Raw genomic sequence first — 17,579 nt, forward strand, 5'->3', positions numbered from 1 at the left:
TCAAAACTGAATACAATATGTCAATGTTATTCCTATTTCATCTTCGTAAGAAGATGTTTCCGAATATATCCTTAGAAAGGAGGTGATCCAGCCGCACCTTCCGATACGGCTACCTTGTTACGACTTCACCCCAATCATTTGTCCCACCTTCGACGGCTAGCTCCATAAATGGTTACTCCACCGGCTTCGGGTGTTACAAACTCTCGTGGTGTGACGGGCGGTGTGTACAAGACCCGGGAACGTATTCACCGTAGCATGCTGATCTACGATTACTAGCGATTCCAGCTTCATGTAGTCGAGTTGCAGACTACAATCCGAACTGAGAACAACTTTATGGGATTTGCATGACCTCGCGGTTTAGCTGCCCTTTGTATTGTCCATTGTAGCACGTGTGTAGCCCAAATCATAAGGGGCATGATGATTTGACGTCATCCCCACCTTCCTCCGGTTTGTCACCGGCAGTCAACCTAGAGTGCCCAACTTAATGATGGCAACTAAGCTTAAGGGTTGCGCTCGTTGCGGGACTTAACCCAACATCTCACGACACGAGCTGACGACAACCATGCACCACCTGTCACTTTGTCCCCCGAAGGGGAAGGCTCTATCTCTAGAGTTTTCAAAGGATGTCAAGATTTGGTAAGGTTCTTCGCGTTGCTTCGAATTAAACCACATGCTCCACCGCTTGTGCGGGTCCCCGTCAATTCCTTTGAGTTTCAACCTTGCGGTCGTACTCCCCAGGCGGAGTGCTTAATGCGTTAGCTGCAGCACTAAGGGGCGGAAACCCCCTAACACTTAGCACTCATCGTTTACGGCGTGGACTACCAGGGTATCTAATCCTGTTTGATCCCCACGCTTTCGCACATCAGCGTCAGTTACAGACCAGAAAGTCGCCTTCGCCACTGGTGTTCCTCCATATCTCTGCGCATTTCACCGCTACACATGGAATTCCACTTTCCTCTTCTGCACTCAAGTTTCCCAGTTTCCAATGACCCTCCACGGTTGAGCCGTGGGCTTTCACATCAGACTTAAGAAACCGCCTACGCGCGCTTTACGCCCAATAATTCCGGATAACGCTTGCCACCTACGTATTACCGCGGCTGCTGGCACGTAGTTAGCCGTGGCTTTCTGATTAGGTACCGTCAAGATGTGCATAGTTACTTACACATTTGTTCTTCCCTAATAACAGAGTTTTACGAGCCGAAACCCTTCATCACTCACGCGGCGTTGCTCCGTCAGGCTTTCGCCCATTGCGGAAGATTCCCTACTGCTGCCTCCCGTAGGAGTCTGGACCGTGTCTCAGTTCCAGTGTGGCCGATCACCCTCTCAGGTCGGCTACGTATCGTTGCCTTGGTAAGCCGTTACCTTACCAACTAGCTAATACGGCGCGGGTCCATCTATAAGTGATAGCAAAACCATCTTTCACTTTAGAACCATGCGGTTCCAAATGTTATCCGGTATTAGCTCCGGTTTCCCGAAGTTATCCCAGTCTTATAGGTAGGTTACCCACGTGTTACTCACCCGTCCGCCGCTAACGTCAAAGGAGCAAGCTCCTTATCTGTTCGCTCGACTTGCATGTATTAGGCACGCCGCCAGCGTTCATCCTGAGCCAGGATCAAACTCTCCATAAATGAATTATGATGTTTGATTAGCTCATAAAATACTAATTTGTGTTATCTCTAACACTGTTTTGAACCAACGATTTAATGTTGTGTTCGGAATTAACGTTGACATATTGCAATTCAGTTTTCAATGTTCATTTCTTCAATCACAAGAAACAATTTTACTCTCTTTGACTTAGAAAGTCAAGAAGTTTTTTAAAATTATTTTTTGTATTTCATTTGTATGTTTGTCGTTTTGTTTCGTCCGACAAGTAAATACTATACACGCTTAAAAGTCTTTTAACAACGGTAAAATTTACACTTAAACACTTTTAAGGGTTATCTTATTAACCAAAAACCAAACTTTAATTTAGAAATAATGATTAATGTACCTTTTTTAACTGTTATTTCTATTAGTAAGGTATCAATATCTGTAAAAAAAGCTCTATATACATACTTTATTTTTATTTTACATTTTCTTAATTTTATTTATAAAAATAAGGCTATCCCAAAAAGGAATAGCCTTATACTCTATTTACTATGCGCTTCATGCATTGCTACATCTCTGTTCTACCCATTATAGCTTTAGATAATGTAACTTCATCTGCGTACTCTAAATCTCCACCTACAGAAAGACCTTGTGCTAAGCGCGTTACTGTAACACCTATTGGTTTTACTAATCTTGATATATACATAGCAGTGGACTCTCCCTCTAAATTGGGGTTCATCGCTAGTATCAACTCTTTAACCTCTTCGTCTTTTAAGCGCTCTATCAAACTAGGTATATTAATGTCTTCAGGTCCAATTCCGTCCATTGGCGATATAGAACCGTGCAACACATGATACAACCCTTTATATTCACGCATCTTTTCCATTGCAATAACATCTTTATCATCTTCTACTACACAGATGACAGTTCTCTCTCTTTGCTTATCTTGGCAAATATAGCATGGGTCTTGTTCTGTGATATGGCCACATACACTGCAATAAGTTAGTTCTCGTTTAACATCTACAAGTGCTTTGGCAAATTGAACAACATCGTCTTCTTTCATATCTAATACATGAAACGCCAGACGTTGAGCCGTTTTAGGTCCAATGCCTGGCAGTTTCATGAAACTGTCAATAAGTTTCGAGATTGGTTCAGGATAATGCATGCGATCACATTCCAGGAATGTTTAAGCCTTGCGTATGCTTACCTAAACGTTCTTGTGTAAGTTCGTCAGCTTTATTCATCGCTTCATTTGTAGCAGCAATCACTAAGTCTTGTAACATTTCAATGTCGTCTGGATCTACTGCTTCTTCTTTAATTTCTACGTCTAGCACTTCTTTATGGCCTGATACCGTTACAGTTACCATACCGCCACCAGCTGTACCTTGCACTTTTTCTTCTTTAAGCTTCTCTTGTTCTTCGCCCATTTTCTTTTGCATTTTTTGCATTTGTTTCATCATTTGTTGCATATTTCCGCCACCGCGCATAATTATATCCTCCTTAAAACTTTTACATCACTTTGTTGTGATTTATCTTTTGTCTCATTATACATGCCTTTTCGAACATTGTCATGTATCACTCTTCATCTATAACATTTACAGTACTTTCACCGAATAAGTCTTTTGCTTTTTGAACGACATCTACTTCCTCAGGGGTTTGAGTCGTAGTTTGTTCGTCATTTCCCGCTTCTGTTGTTGAACCAGTTTTTCTATTTTGAAGATATTCCGTTCTCACTCTCATCCATTGATCTGCTGGCACTCCAACTACTTTAACTGTTTTATCTATAATATTACAAACGACGTTTTCGATGTTCTCTCGTTTTTCATCATCTTTATTAACAATTTCACAATGAATCTCTTCTTCAAACTTGATAAGCACATGAGTCTCACTAGCTGCAACCGGTTCAGAATTTTGCAACAAGCTAACTAAAGATTTCATATCATTATTTTTTGCATGATCGACAACTTCTTGCCAATGATCTTTCAATTGTTTGATATCATCTTTATTCGCTTTATCTAAAACTTTGGCAATTTGTTGCATTGAAAAGGCATTTTTAGATTGCCCACTCTTGCTAGAAGTACGCTTTGTTTGCTGCGGTGGTGTACTTGTTGCTATTCCATTTGCTCTAATTGATTTAAGTTCATTTTCAAGTTGTTCCATTCTTTGTAGCAATACATCATTATTAGGCTCTGTTGCAACACCTGTTGTAGCAACTGTTTGAACATGCTCCGGAGTTTCTTTAATCATTTCAGCTAATTTCACTAATAACACTTCAAAATGTACGCTTTGATTCACACTGAATCGGATTGAAACAAGTGTATCGTTAATAATATCTATCATTTTATAGAGTATATCTAACTCAAAATGCATCAATGCATCATATTCAGTTTCTACATTAGAAGTTTTATTCATAATCGTATCTCTAACAAAATAAATCATATCATTAATCAAGCGATTAACTTCTTTACCTTGAGACACAAATTTATGATATGTTGCAAAGGCATTTCTTACATCACCATCTACAACTTCTCTAAACAATTCATTTAACGCATTTGCATCTACACTCCCCGTGACATTCAAAGCATCTTCTAAGGTTAAGTGTTCATCACCAAACGCAATAGCTTGATCCATAATACTTAACGCATCACGCATACCACCCTCTGAAGCTTTTGCTATAAAGTCTAATGCCGACTCATCGTAAACAATTTGTTGTTCGTCTGCTACAAATTTCAATCTCTCTACGATTTCATTTTGACTAATCGCTTTAAAATCGAACCTCTGTGACCTCGAGATAATTGTAGGCGGAATTTTGTGGGGTTCTGTTGTCGCTAATATAAAAATTGCGTGTGCTGGGGGTTCTTCTAACGTTTTAAGCAATGCATTAAACGCACCAGTCGTGAGCATGTGCACCTCATCTATGATATAAACTTTAAATTTCGATTCACTAGGTGCATATTTAACTTTATCTCTAATATTTCGAATTTCATCTACACCGTTATTACTTGCGGCATCAATTTCAATAACGTCTGAGTTTGTACCACGAGTGATACCTTTACAGATTGCACATTCATTACAAGGCTCACCATCTGTACGCTCGAGACAATTAATAGCTTTGGCAAACACTTTGGCGATACTTGTTTTCCCAGTACCTCTAGGCCCACTAAATATATAAGCATGTGATTGTTTACTTTTTGAAATCGCATTGCGTAATGTTTTAGTAACATGTTCCTGTCCTACAACATCGTCGAAACTTTGTGGTCGGAACATTCTATATAAAGCTTGATAATTCACTTTCGCACCTCCAATTACATTCATCATTCATTATAGCATTGTATTTTCCACTTTGAATATTAGTTAAAAGCTTCAGAATAAATTACATCACCTTTTGGTTGTTCAAGTAATTGATCCCATAAAAATTTAACCATAAAGTATTTCGAAGGCACATCAAATGGACTATAAATCTCAAAATCTTGCGCTTCTTCGTAACCAAATTTACCATAATACGATGGGTCACCCAATACAATAATTGTACTATAGTCTTGTGCTTTAGCACGTTCTTCAGCAGCTTGAATCAACGCTTTACCTATACCTTTGCCTCTATAATCTAATAATACAGATAATGGAGCCAATGCTAAAGCAGTATAACGGTCATCTCCATTTACAATCGTAATTTCAGATAACATGATATGACCTACGACTTCACCATCATCATTCTTAGCTACCACTTCTAATTCGTAATTATATTCAGGCGCCTTTCTCAACTTCTCCACTAATTCTTGCTCATCGTGATTTGATTCTGCCACATCTAAAAAAGCCGCTTCAATAGCATCTAAACTTGTCTCATAATCATTTTCAGTTAAAGTACTTAAGTAAATTTGCATGGCTATCCCCTCAAAACGTTTAGTTTTATTTTTAAACATTATAACATCAATAAGCGCATTTCATTTGGTCGGATACTAAAACAACTTTACAGCATTTCTTATATTTTAATATAAAAAAAGAGCGACCGCTATCAAAAGATAAGTCGCTCTTTATATATATGTATATTTGGGTTTACTTAATTTTTAAAATTAAAACCGTGAACCTTCGCTTTGAATACGTATCACAAACGTAACCAAAGTCGACAGCTAAATCTCGGCAACCCTACGGCACATACGATGATCCACTTAATGCTGCTTCCGTCAGGACCTGACATGGTTCATGGGTTCATATTGCATAGGACCGAGATCTTCAAACACTACGTGCTTTGGGCAGACTTCACAAAAACGTATCCTTAGCAAAGGAATTCAGTCTCGCGTAAAGCGGATTTCGAGTACAGGGAACCGCTACCTCCCCACCTATCACGGCAAAATATATCATACTATATTCTTCTATCTGAATGCAAGCATTAGCTTTCATTTAATAAATAGATTATTAGAAGCATTCACAAAACGGTCATCTTGTTAATTTACATTATATTTTATGACGTCTTGAGAAATCTTTAAATTTAAACTCTGTCGCTAAATGTCTAGAAATATTATATTGAAATTGTGTAGTATCTTTTAGATGTACAATTCCTCGTACAGTAGCTGTATACGCCGGGGATACATTACCAAACATCTCGTACTCCAAGTCACCGAATGCTTCAAATGTTATAGCTTTATTAGAATAACTAATATCTAATCCTAATACATTTTCTACATATTCATACAAAGACGTTTTTGCAATCTCGAACGTCAAACCTGGAATAATAGCCTCTATTAAATAATCTTCATCGATTATTTTCACTCTATCATTAATTTTTCTAGTACGAATAACGTGCCACAGGACTTTGCTTTGAGAAATATTTAACGCTTCTTTTACTCTTGGCACATCGCCTGCTGGTATTTTTTCTAAAACTTTCACTTCTGTTTCATGCTGTAACCCTAAGCCCTGTTGCACTTCTCGAAAACTCGTTAAATCTGCAAGTGGAAATTCTGTTAGGCCTTGATAGATTACAACCGATCCTTTACCACGTATTTTTTGTATCATTCCATCTCTCACTAATAAATTCAGCGCTTTACGGACAGTTTCACGTGACGCATCATAAGCTTCTACTAATTCATATTCTGACGGCAATTGTGTACCATAAGATATGCGAGATTCGATGATGTCCGTTCGTAAAGTTTCATATATTGTAATAAACTTTTTTTGTGTCATATGAGCTCACTCACTACCCTTTTATAAATTATTGTGCTACAACAATTGTACCGAAGCCATCTATCAGCCCATCAGAGATGTTGCCATGTTGTATCATCACTTGTCCTTCAATATCTAGATCCTTAGGTATAGAAACACGTTCTTTCGAAAAGTTCGCCACTACTAACCAAGTCTCATCTTTATAATGACGTTTATATATAAATAATTCGTCATCTTCCATATATAATGGTTCTATACTCCCATAAGTTATAATATCGTATTCATGGCGTAAGCGAATTAAATCCCTATAAGTATGCAAAACAGAGTAATTATCTTCAATAGCAGCTTTAACGTTGATTTGGTCAAAATTATCTGGGATGTCTATCCAAGGTGTTCCTGTAGTAAAACCTGCATTTTTCTCGTTCGTCCACTGTACAGGTGTTCGTGAGTTATCTCTAGATTTTTGACCTAATATTGTTAGTATCTCATCTTCATCATAACCAGCACGCTTCATATTATTAAAAGCGTTTAACGATTCTATATCTCTATATTGATCAATACTACCAAAACCAGGATTCGTCATACCTATTTCTTCCCCTTGATATATATACGGTGTTCCTTGCATCATATGTAATACAGTTGCCAGCATCTTAGCGCTTTGTTTGCGCAACGTTTCATTACTATCATTCCCAAAACGTGAAACAACTCGTGGTTGATCATGATTGCACCAAAAAATCGCATTCCAACCGCCGCCTTCATATATTCCCAGTTGCCATTCCATTAATATATCTTTTAATTTATGAAAGTCTAATCTTGCATTCGACCATTTTTCACCATTAACGTAATCCACTTTAAGATGATGGAAATTGAAAACACTACTCAATTCTTGACGCTCAGGAGACGTATATTTTATACAATGTTCAATTGTTGTCGAAGACATCTCACCCACAGTCATTAAGTCTTTACCACCAAAAGTATGCTCATTCATTTCATGTAAATATTCATGTACACGTGGACCGTCCGTATAGAATTCTTTACCAATTTTTTCTGAATTTTTAAATTCACCTTTTGAAATTAAATTAATAACATCGAAACGGAAGCCATCTACACCAAAATCTATCCAGTAATTGATGATATCGTATAACGCGTGCCTCACATTTGGATTATCCCAGTTCAAATCCGCTTGTGTTACATCAAACAAATGTAAATAATATTCATCTGTTTTTTCATCGTATTTCCATGCATTTCCTCCAAATTTCGATTCCCAATTTGTCGGTGGTTGTGCATCGGAGGATCTTTTAAAGAAATAGTAATCTCTAAATTCACTGTCGCTATCTGCGTATGCTTGTTTAAACCATTCGTGTTCTGTAGATGTATGATTTATTACGATATCCATCATTACCTTTAAATTACGTTTATGAGCTTCTTTAACAAGTGTTTCTAAGTCCTCTATCGTGCCGAATTTTTCATTTATTTTATAATAATTACTAATGTCATAACCATTATCGTTCATTGGAGATTCATACACAGGCGTTAACCAAATGTAGTCTATACCTAAATACTGTAAGTAATCTAACTTTTCAATGATTCCTTTCAAATCACCTTCACCGTTACCTGTCGTGTCATTAAATGATTTCGGATATATTTGATAAACTACTGACTTTCTCCAATCACTTTGACTCATAGAATTACCACCTTTACTTATATTATTTAAAGAAGAAAAACCCGCCAAGTCGTTTTAGCGAGTTTAGTTGTATTGCTTTAGAGTGCTTATTCTTCTACCATTTCTTTTGCTTTATCTTTACTAAATTTTGACAAGAACACCGTTAGAATTGCCGGAACCACCATTGCCAAGAAGGTACATACAAGGTAGATACCCCAATACTCACTTTTAATTGAGATGAAAGCAGGAACGCCACCGACGCCAACACTACCAAGCACGCGTGTTGCGCCAATGATTGCTCCTAACACACAAGATGTTGATATCGCTGCGACAAACGGATATTTCAATGGTAAATTGACACCAAATAATGCAGGTTCTGTCACTCCTAAGAAACCTGAAACACCAGAAGTCATTGCCAAACCTTGTTCTTTGCCCATTTTACGTCTTCTATAAACAAACCAAGCGCCGAACGCTGCTGACCCCTGACAAATATTAGATATCGCCAAAATCGGCCATAAGTATGTTCCACCGAGCTCACTACCCATAAGTTGGAAATCAACAGCTAAGAACATATGATGCAATCCAGTAATAACAAGCGGTGCATACAGTAAACCATAAATAGCGCCACCTAACCAACCAGCATGTTCAAAGAGGAACGTTACGCCATTTGTAATACCAGTACCTAGCCATAACGCTACAGGACCAATAACAATAAACGCTAAGAAACCTGTTATTAGTAATGCAATTGGACCAACGACTAACATTTTAATTGAATCATGAATATATTTATTTAAGAATTTTTCAATTTGCGCTAAAACATATGCTGCAAGCAAAATCGGCAACACTTGCCCTTGATAATTCAGTTGCTTAATTTCTAAACCAAAAATGTCCCATGTCGGAATGTTACCTTTTGCAATATCATACTGCGAAACAAGCTGTGGGTTCATTAAAATCAAACCTAGTACCAAACCCAATATTTGACTTCCTCCGAATACACGCATACTACTCCAACCAATTAACGCTGGTAAAAATATGAAAGCTGTACTAGCGATTACATTAATAATATTTGATATATCACCTAATTGCGGAAATTGTTCAACAAGCGGTTTCGGACCAAATAAGTCTTCCATTGTAAGTAAGTTATTAATCCCCATAAGCAAACCAGCAGTTACGATTGCTGGCAAGATTGGTATAAAGATATCTCCCAATAGCTTAATCAATCTTTGTAGAGGGTTCCCTTTCTTGGCTGCCGCCGCCTTTGCATCATCTTTGGACGATTCGCTAATCCCTGTTTCTGCTATCAATTGCTTATAGACTTCATCTACCGTTCCCGGTCCAATAACGATTTGATATTGGTTGTCCGCCTTGAACTGACCTTTCACTAAATCGTTATTACTCAGTCGGTCTTTGTCTACTTTATCATCGTCTTTTAAGACAAGTCGTAAACGTGTGACACAATGTGTTGCTGTGTCCAAATTATCTTTGCCCCCAACAGCTTCGACTATATCTTGCACATCTTTCTTTTTAACGGCCATGACACTCCACTCCCTTATCCTTTTAACATTAAAGAAATTATAACTTGTCTATACAAGTTTTGCAAAGGCTTTCATTTAAATTACACAGACTTTTCATCTCATCAATATACACCCATACAAAACTGTACCATTAACAAAAGTTTAAAGAAGCAATAAAACACTATTTGCGCACTCATCAACTAAACTGATTAACTTTTCATTTAAAGCTTAATACTTTTTGTTGGAACAGTATTTCATTTTAAATTTCACATTCGATAGTTTAATGATATGTATAATTTTCCGGACAGCTTATAACGCACAATGCATTCTAACTTAATAAGCACATCAAAAAAGACAAGTACTCAATACGATATTGAATACTTGCCTCATCTATTCATTAGTCTTGGTTTTAAAAATATAATGGCGGAGGAAGAGGGATTCGAACCCCCGCGGGCCGTTAAGCCCCTGTCGGTTTTCAAGACCGATCCCTTCAGCCGGACTTGGGTATTCCTCCAAACACAATATTCATCATATTATAGCCATTTGTAAAAGTCAATCAAAATTACAAAGTTACACTAATGTTTTTTCATTTAAATAAGAATCTACAGAATCTGCAACCGCTCTGCCTTCTTGGATTGCCCAAACAACTAAGCTTTGCCCTCTTCTAGCATCACCTGCAGCGAATATATGAGGTTGATTTGTTCTAAAATCTTTATTATCAGCTACAATTTTATTGCGTTCTGTTTGAATATTAAAAGCATGTGGCACGGTAGTTTCAGTACCTACAAAACCAATTGATAGAAGCACTAAATCCGCTGGCCAATGACGCTCAGTACCATCTACAACTACCATACCCTCGTCGGTTTCTTCGAGTATTTGTGTATAGACGCCTTTGACATTACCAATTCTATCCACGTCATAGCGCATCGTTTGCACACCGTAAGCACGTGGCTCAAAACCAAAGCGTGATTGATATTCTTTATGCGCATAATCCATTTTAAACACAGGCATTGCTAACGGCCAATACGTATTCTCATCAAATTCGATTTCTTCTGGCTGTTTTGTATATTTATTAAATTGTACGATTGATTTACAATTTTCACGCAATGCAGTAGCGACACAGTCAGCACCTGTATCTCCAGCCCCGATTACGATCACATTTTTACCTTCAGCAGAAATAGATGGTTCATCGATTTCACCGTTTAAATATTGGCCTTGTTCTGTTAAATAGTCCATCGCAAAGTGAATACCTAATCCCATTCTGCCCTCTAAAGGTAAATCTCTCGCGTTTTGGGAACCAGTACACAAGATAATAGCATCAAATTGCTCGCTAAGCGTCTCTTTGCTAATATCCACACCAATTTCTGTGTCTGTTTCAAAACGTATGCCAGATTCTTCCATCACTTTTATACGACGACGTACTACATCTTTATCTAATTTCATATTAGGTATACCATACATCAACAAACCTCCCGCTTCGTGTGCACGTTCATAGACTGTTACGTTGTACCCTAATTTATTTAATTCATCTGCAGCAGTTAAACCAGCTGGACCACTGCCTACTATAGCTACAGATTCGTCCTTACGATGCTCTGGTACTGTCGGTTTGACCCAACCATTTTCAAAAGCTTCATCTATAATCGTTCTTTCAATCCCTTTAATAGCAACTGATTCACGATTGATCTTCATTACACAAGATTGTTCACAAGGTGCTGGGCAAACACGCCCTGTAAATTCAGGGAAATTGTTCGTTTCATTCAACCGTTCATAGGCAGTTTTGAAATCTTGTCTATAGACAAGGTCGTTCCATTCTGGAATATAATTACCGATAGGACAACCAATGGTTTCTCTACCAAACGGTTCTCCAGTCTGGCAAAATGGTGTACCGCAATCCATACAACGAGCACCTTGTTGTGCCGCTTCATCTTTCGTAAATCTTTGTTGAAACGCGTCGTGATTCTTCAAACGATCAACCAAAGACAATTCATGTAATTGTTGTTTGTCATAATTCATAAACCCTTTGAATTCACCCATAATAAATCCCCCTTCTACAATTAATATACGGCAGTCAATCGTTGCTCTGGTTCTATATAAGTGCGCTTATCATTAAAAGCGTTTAATAAAGCTTGATCAAGTTCTGTTGAATTTTTCTTTTGTAAGTCGATCTTTTGCATCATTAGCTTGTAATCCTTAGGAATAACTTTAACAACTTTATCTGCAACGTACTCAAAGTTAGCCAAAATGTTTTTCGCCTTCGTACTATTTGTATACTTCACATGTTCTTCTAACATAGTTTTCAAAACATCATATTCTTCTTCTACAGTAATGAAGTCGAAATCCAAGCTATCTAATTTATTTTCTGATTTAAATTGTTCTATATTAGATGGGAAAATGTAACTCACACCGCCACTCATACCTTGGCCAAAGTTTTTACCTACATCACCTAACACCACAACTCTACCACCAGTCATATATTCAAGACCATGATCACCAATACCTTCAACAACTACTTGCACACCACTATTTCTAATACAGAAACGTTCACCAGCTTTACCACTTATAAAAGCTTTACCATGTGAAGCACCATAAAAACAAACATTACCCACGATAATTTCGTTTTCACGTTGCTGGTTCGGCGCTTTAACGATTACTTTACCACCAGATAAGCCTTTACCTACGTAATCATTAGCATCTCCCGTGTGGTGAATTGTTAAACCACTTGGTGTATAAGCCCCTAAGCTTTGTCCTGCGTGACCAATAGTCTCAGCGTAAATTGAATCTTCTGGTAACCCGTCCTTCCCATGCACTCTTGTAATCGCGCTACCAGTAATAACACCGACATCGCGTTGTTCATTTTTTAATTGATATCGCCCACTAAATGATTGGCCGTTTTCAATCGCAGCTTTAGCATCTGGGTAAAATGCTGTTAAATCAAAACCTTCATCGAGATGATGATTTTGTTCTATTTTTTTAAATCTTTCACCTTCATGTTGATATAATAACGCTTCAATATTCATCGATGCAGCTTTAGGACGGCTGCTAGCTAGATTATCTTTACGTGTTAATAAATCAGTTCTACCTACAAGTTCATCTACAGTTCTCAACCCAAGTTCAGCTAGTATTTCACGCAATTCTTCAGCAACGAAGTGCATGAAGTTGACTACATGATCAGCTTTACCATTAAATAGCGCTCTCAAATCTTGATTCTGGGTAGCGATACCTACTGGACAAGTATCCTTATGACACACACGCATCATAATACATCCAAGTACTACTAATGGCGCTGTCGCGAAGCCAAATTCCTCAGCGCCTAACGCACATGCATAAGCAACATCTTTACCTGTAAGTAACTTTCCATCGGTTTCTACTTTCACTCTTGATCTCAAACCATTCATCATTAAAGTTTGATGCGTTTCTGCTAGACCAATTTCCCATGGCACACCTGCATGTTGAATACTCGTTTTAGGTGAAGCACCTGTACCACCGTCATAACCACTAATAACAATCTTATCAGCGTATGCTTTAGCAACCCCAGCTGCAATTGTACCTACACCAGTTTTGGAAACAAGTTTCACCGTAATGTTTGCATCTTTATTTGCATTTTTTAAATCGTGTATTAATTGTGCTAAATCTTCTATTGAATAAATATCGTGATGCGGCGGTGGTGATATTAAACCTATACCTGGTGTTGAACCCCTTACTTCAGCTATCCACGGATATACTTTAGTACCTGGTAATTGTCCCCCTTCTCCTGGTTTAGCGCCTTGCGCAACTTTTATCTGAATTTCTTTAGCGTGTTGTAAGTAATCGCTCGTCACACCAAAACGACCGGATGCAACTTGTTTGATTGCACTAGAACGGTTTCGTCCTTCTTCATCGACAATATAACGTTCTGGATTTTCTCCACCTTCACCGCTATTACTTTTACCGCCCATTTGATTCATCGCTTCAGCTAATGTTTGATGCGCTTCTTCAGAAATAGAACCGTAACTCATCGCACCTGTATTGAAACGTTGAACAATAGAACTTGCAGGCTCAACCTCACTAATATCAATAGCTTCTTGCTTTTTAAATTCCATCAAATGGCGAACGTGATCGGTACGTTTGTGATTAACTTCATGTGAAAATGTTTTAAATTTTTCATAATCATTTAATCTACATGCATGTTGCAACAAATGAATAGATGTCGGATTAAAGGTGTGATGTTGACCTTGTTTACGCCATTGGAATGTACTTCCTGATTCTATATATTTATTTATAGGTGTTTGTCTTGCTTTATTTTCTTCATCTATCATATTTATAGATATACCTGAAAGCTTAGTTTGCGTACCCGTAAAATATTTTTCAACAACTTCAGAAGATAATCCTACTGCTTCAAAAATTTGTGCCCCTTGATAACTTTGAACAGTAGAAATCCCCATTTTAGCCATAACTTTTATTACGCCTTCAGATAGTGTATCCGTATATGTTTGAACATTTTCAGAAATATCCCCTTCTAAACGTTGGTTTCGTACCAACTGTTCAATTGTACGTTGTGCTAAATAAGGTACTATTGCGTTTGCACCATATCCTAACAAACAAGCAACATGATGCACTTCTCTTGTTTCTCCCGATAAAGCTACTATACTCGTACGCATGCGTAACCCTTCTCTAATTAACAACTGATGTATATGACTCACTGCTAACAGCATCGGCATAGCGTAACCATCATTTGTACTCACTAATTCACGATCATCTAATACGAGGATTTCCTTTCCTTTTTCAACAGCTTGAATCGCTTTATCTCCTAATTCATCTAAAGCTTCCTCTAAATTATTTTGATAAACCGTAGATAAATGCATAACACTAAATCTACTCTGCTCAATAACTTCTAATTGCGCTTCTGTTAACACTGGTCGTGCTAATTGAATACGATTCAACACGTCTTCATTCGGATTCAATAAATTTCCTTCGCTACCTAAATAAGATAGTTCACTTGTAACTATTTTTTCACGGTAAGCATCGATAGGCGGGTTCGTGACTTGCGCAAACAATTGTTTGAAATAATTAAATAGTGTTTCATGCTTTTCATTTAAAGCCGCAATTGGAACATCGTAACCCATTGCACCGATTGGATCTTTCTTATTTTCGACAATTTCCGTCAGATATTTATCCATTTCTTCTTTTGTATAAACGAACTGTTTTTGTAAACGTGTTAAACTTTCATCGCTCCATTCAGAATTTTTATACGATACTTTAGCTAAACCTAAATCTACCTTGAATTGATTCAACCAACTTTCATATGGATGTTCATCTGCAATACGCGCTTTCAATTCGTTATTTTCTATTACTTTGTTTTGTTTAAAATCGACTAGCAATAACTTCCCTGGGTTTAATTGACCTTTAAACGCTACATTATCTTCTGGTACATCTACCACACCGACCTCCGAGGAGAATACGATATAATTATCTTTCGTAATTGTATAGCGTCCTGGTCTCAAACCATTTCTATCCGTTAACGCCCCTATCTTATCTCCATTACAAAAGGAAATCATTGTAGGACCGTCCCACGGTTCCATCAAATAACTATAAAACTCATAGAATGAACGAACATTAGCATCATTAGCTTTATTGTATAACCAAGGTTCCGGTATCATCAGCATTGCAGCTCTCTCAGGTTCCATAGCTAATGATAAAAATTCTAACGCATTATCTACAATGGCAGAGTCACTACCATCTTCATCTACAATTTCTTTAACCTTATCTTTATCATCACCAAATATTGTTGCTATTAAATCATTTTGTCTTGCTCTCATCCAGTTCACATTACCTTTTATAGTGTTAATCTCACCATTATGCATGAGCAACCTGTTAGGATGTGCACGTTTCCAACTTGGAAAAGTATTCGTACTAAAACGCGAATGTACAAGTCCTAACTTTGAAACATAAGTTTCATGATTTAAATCTTGATATAAAGCTTTAATTTGGTCTGAGCGTAGCCAACCTTTATACACAATTGTTCTATGCGATAAGCTTGTAAAATATAAATTCAAACGCTGTTGATTAGCGTAATTTTCAATTTGTTTACGCGCTAAAAATAATTTTCTTTCTATGTGTGAAACATCATTTAACGCAACGAACACTTGTTGTATATGTGGCATCGTTTCAACTACGTGTGATGCAATTGCATTCGTATCTACAGGAACATCTCTATAACCAATGACGCTTAAACCTTCTGCTTCAAAGTGGGCCTTAAATTGTGCTTCATGTTGAGATCCAGCTATCTTCTCATTAGTAAAAAACATTCCAACTGCGTATTTACCTTCAGCCGGTAAATCAAAATCAACTTTTGTTGCAAAATATTCATATGGTACTTCCGTCATAATACCGGCACCATCGCCAGTAATACCATCTGAGCCGATCCCTCCGCGATGATCTAACCTACGTAACATTTCTAATGATTTTTCTACAATCTCGTGATTTCTCTGATTATCCATATTGGCATAAAATCCTATACCACACGCATCATGTTCTTCGCGCCCATCATATAAGCCTACTTTTTCACCATATTCAAGCATGACCCTCACCTCTTTTACGAAAATTCTGAATATTGAATTAAGTAAGTAAACTATATAGCAGTTGATTAATCTGTTCAATATATAAATTAGATGATATCATTCTAATTATTAGAATGATTTGGAATAGGAGTTATTAACTATGGAAATCAAACAATTAAAATATTTTATAGAAGTAGCTAAAAGAGAGCATTTGTCAGAGGCTGCACTAGAATTAGACATTGCGCAATCTGCTATCAGTAGACAAATCACACAACTCGAAAAAGAACTACAAGTTACATTATTTAAAAGAGAAGGTCGTAATATCCACCTTACCGACGAAGGTAAACATTTATTTACAGAAGCGACTAAGATTATCGATCAACTTGATGAAACTATACGCTTATTCCATAACCAATCCGAGTCGAATCATTTTATCATTCGCATCGGGTATGTTGAGAGCTATATTTCCCAAGTGCTAACTTTATTAATACAAGCCTTTGAAAATAAAAGCGATTCAGTAGTAGAACCCATTCTAATGGAAGAAAGTGATATACTCAATGCTTTACTCACTGATCAAATCGATATTGCGTTTACAGAGTTAACACAAACGCTCAAACAGAATTCTTCATTAAAGATTAACCCTTTATTCGAAGAGAATTTTCATATTTACGTTCCAAAAGACGATCCAATTACTATGGCAACTAATCCACCGTTAATTCAATTTTCAAACAAAATGATATACGAGCTCTATGCCTTACCTTCCAATATCAGGCAAACATTGGAAAAAGTAGTCGAAACTCCGATACGTACAGTTACTCATACACAAATCGCACAATATTTACTTAATAAAGAACGTGGATATATCATCGCACCTTCATATTATCTGCTAGATAAAAACCCACAAAAATGGGTAGATGTTTCGCTAGAACACACAGAACTGAGACGTACAATTTGCAGTGTCGTCCGCCCAGATAATCGTAAAAACGATTTACAATTAATGCTTACAACTATTGAACAATTATTAAGCCGTAGTGCGACTTACCATTAGCCTAGCGTTAAAATTACAACCTATAAATCTTTGAATTCAATAAAACTGGGGCGTATAATCACATTGTCTAAAAA

Annotated in this window: 10 protein-coding genes, 1 tRNA gene, 1 rRNA gene and 1 other RNA gene; 1 reads left to right on the top strand and 12 read right to left on the bottom strand. The window is 37.2% G+C overall.

Going from position 1 to position 17,579, the window contains the following annotated elements:
- Positions 1-75: 75 nt before the first annotated feature.
- The 12 genes from J5E45_RS03985 to gltB all read right to left on the bottom strand — a co-directional run bounded on the left by J5E45_RS03985 (position 76) and on the right by gltB (position 16,478).
- Positions 76-1,628 (bottom strand): 16S ribosomal RNA (locus tag J5E45_RS03985).
- A 527-nt stretch (positions 1,629-2,155) separates the two neighbouring features.
- On the bottom strand, positions 2,156-2,752 hold the full coding sequence (gene recR, locus J5E45_RS03990; RefSeq protein WP_101094375.1) for a recombination mediator RecR: 597 nt from the start codon (positions 2,750-2,752) through the stop codon (positions 2,156-2,158).
- A gap of 4 nt (positions 2,753-2,756) precedes the next feature.
- The gene (locus tag J5E45_RS03995; RefSeq protein ID WP_002484224.1) at positions 2,757-3,074 is read right to left on the bottom strand and encodes a YbaB/EbfC family nucleoid-associated protein; all 318 of its coding nucleotides are present in this window, start codon (positions 3,072-3,074) and stop codon (positions 2,757-2,759) included.
- 88 nt (positions 3,075-3,162) lie between these two features.
- Positions 3,163-4,878, bottom strand: a complete 1,716-nt coding sequence (gene dnaX / locus J5E45_RS04000) for a DNA polymerase III subunit gamma/tau (RefSeq protein ID WP_039068520.1) — start codon at positions 4,876-4,878, stop codon at positions 3,163-3,165.
- A gap of 59 nt (positions 4,879-4,937) precedes the next feature.
- Complete coding sequence (locus J5E45_RS04005) at positions 4,938-5,468, bottom strand: GNAT family N-acetyltransferase (protein WP_039068519.1); 531 nt, start codon at positions 5,466-5,468, stop codon at positions 4,938-4,940.
- Positions 5,469-5,663: 195 nt separating this feature from the next.
- Positions 5,664-5,933, bottom strand: an RNA gene (ffs, locus tag J5E45_RS04010) — signal recognition particle sRNA large type.
- A gap of 106 nt (positions 5,934-6,039) precedes the next feature.
- Positions 6,040-6,765, bottom strand: coding sequence for a trehalose operon repressor (gene treR / locus J5E45_RS04015; protein ID WP_208181625.1), 726 nt, complete (start codon positions 6,763-6,765; stop codon positions 6,040-6,042).
- Positions 6,766-6,793: 28 nt separating this feature from the next.
- Positions 6,794-8,428 (bottom strand): alpha,alpha-phosphotrehalase, encoded by a 1,635-nt coding sequence (gene treC / locus J5E45_RS04020; protein ID WP_208181627.1) that lies wholly within the window; start codon positions 8,426-8,428, stop codon positions 6,794-6,796.
- A gap of 86 nt (positions 8,429-8,514) precedes the next feature.
- Positions 8,515-9,942, bottom strand: coding sequence for a PTS system trehalose-specific EIIBC component (treP, locus tag J5E45_RS04025; protein WP_208181633.1), 1,428 nt, complete (start codon positions 9,940-9,942; stop codon positions 8,515-8,517).
- A gap of 400 nt (positions 9,943-10,342) precedes the next feature.
- Positions 10,343-10,435: transfer RNA gene (locus J5E45_RS04030), tRNA-Ser, on the bottom strand.
- Between the two features lie 56 nt (positions 10,436-10,491).
- Complete coding sequence (locus tag J5E45_RS04035; RefSeq protein ID WP_039068514.1) at positions 10,492-11,955, bottom strand: glutamate synthase subunit beta; 1,464 nt, start codon at positions 11,953-11,955, stop codon at positions 10,492-10,494.
- Between the two features lie 20 nt (positions 11,956-11,975).
- Positions 11,976-16,478 (bottom strand): glutamate synthase large subunit, encoded by a 4,503-nt coding sequence (gene gltB, locus J5E45_RS04040; protein WP_208181635.1) that lies wholly within the window; start codon positions 16,476-16,478, stop codon positions 11,976-11,978.
- A gap of 139 nt (positions 16,479-16,617) precedes the next feature.
- Between gltB and gltC the strand changes: the two genes are divergently transcribed.
- On the top strand, positions 16,618-17,505 hold the full coding sequence (gene gltC, locus J5E45_RS04045; protein ID WP_208181636.1) for a glutamate biosynthesis transcriptional regulator GltC: 888 nt from the start codon (positions 16,618-16,620) through the stop codon (positions 17,503-17,505).
- Positions 17,506-17,579: the final 74 nt, after the last annotated feature.

The organism is Staphylococcus shinii (assembly GCF_017583065.1).
In the GTDB taxonomy this organism is placed as follows: domain Bacteria; phylum Bacillota; class Bacilli; order Staphylococcales; family Staphylococcaceae; genus Staphylococcus; species Staphylococcus shinii.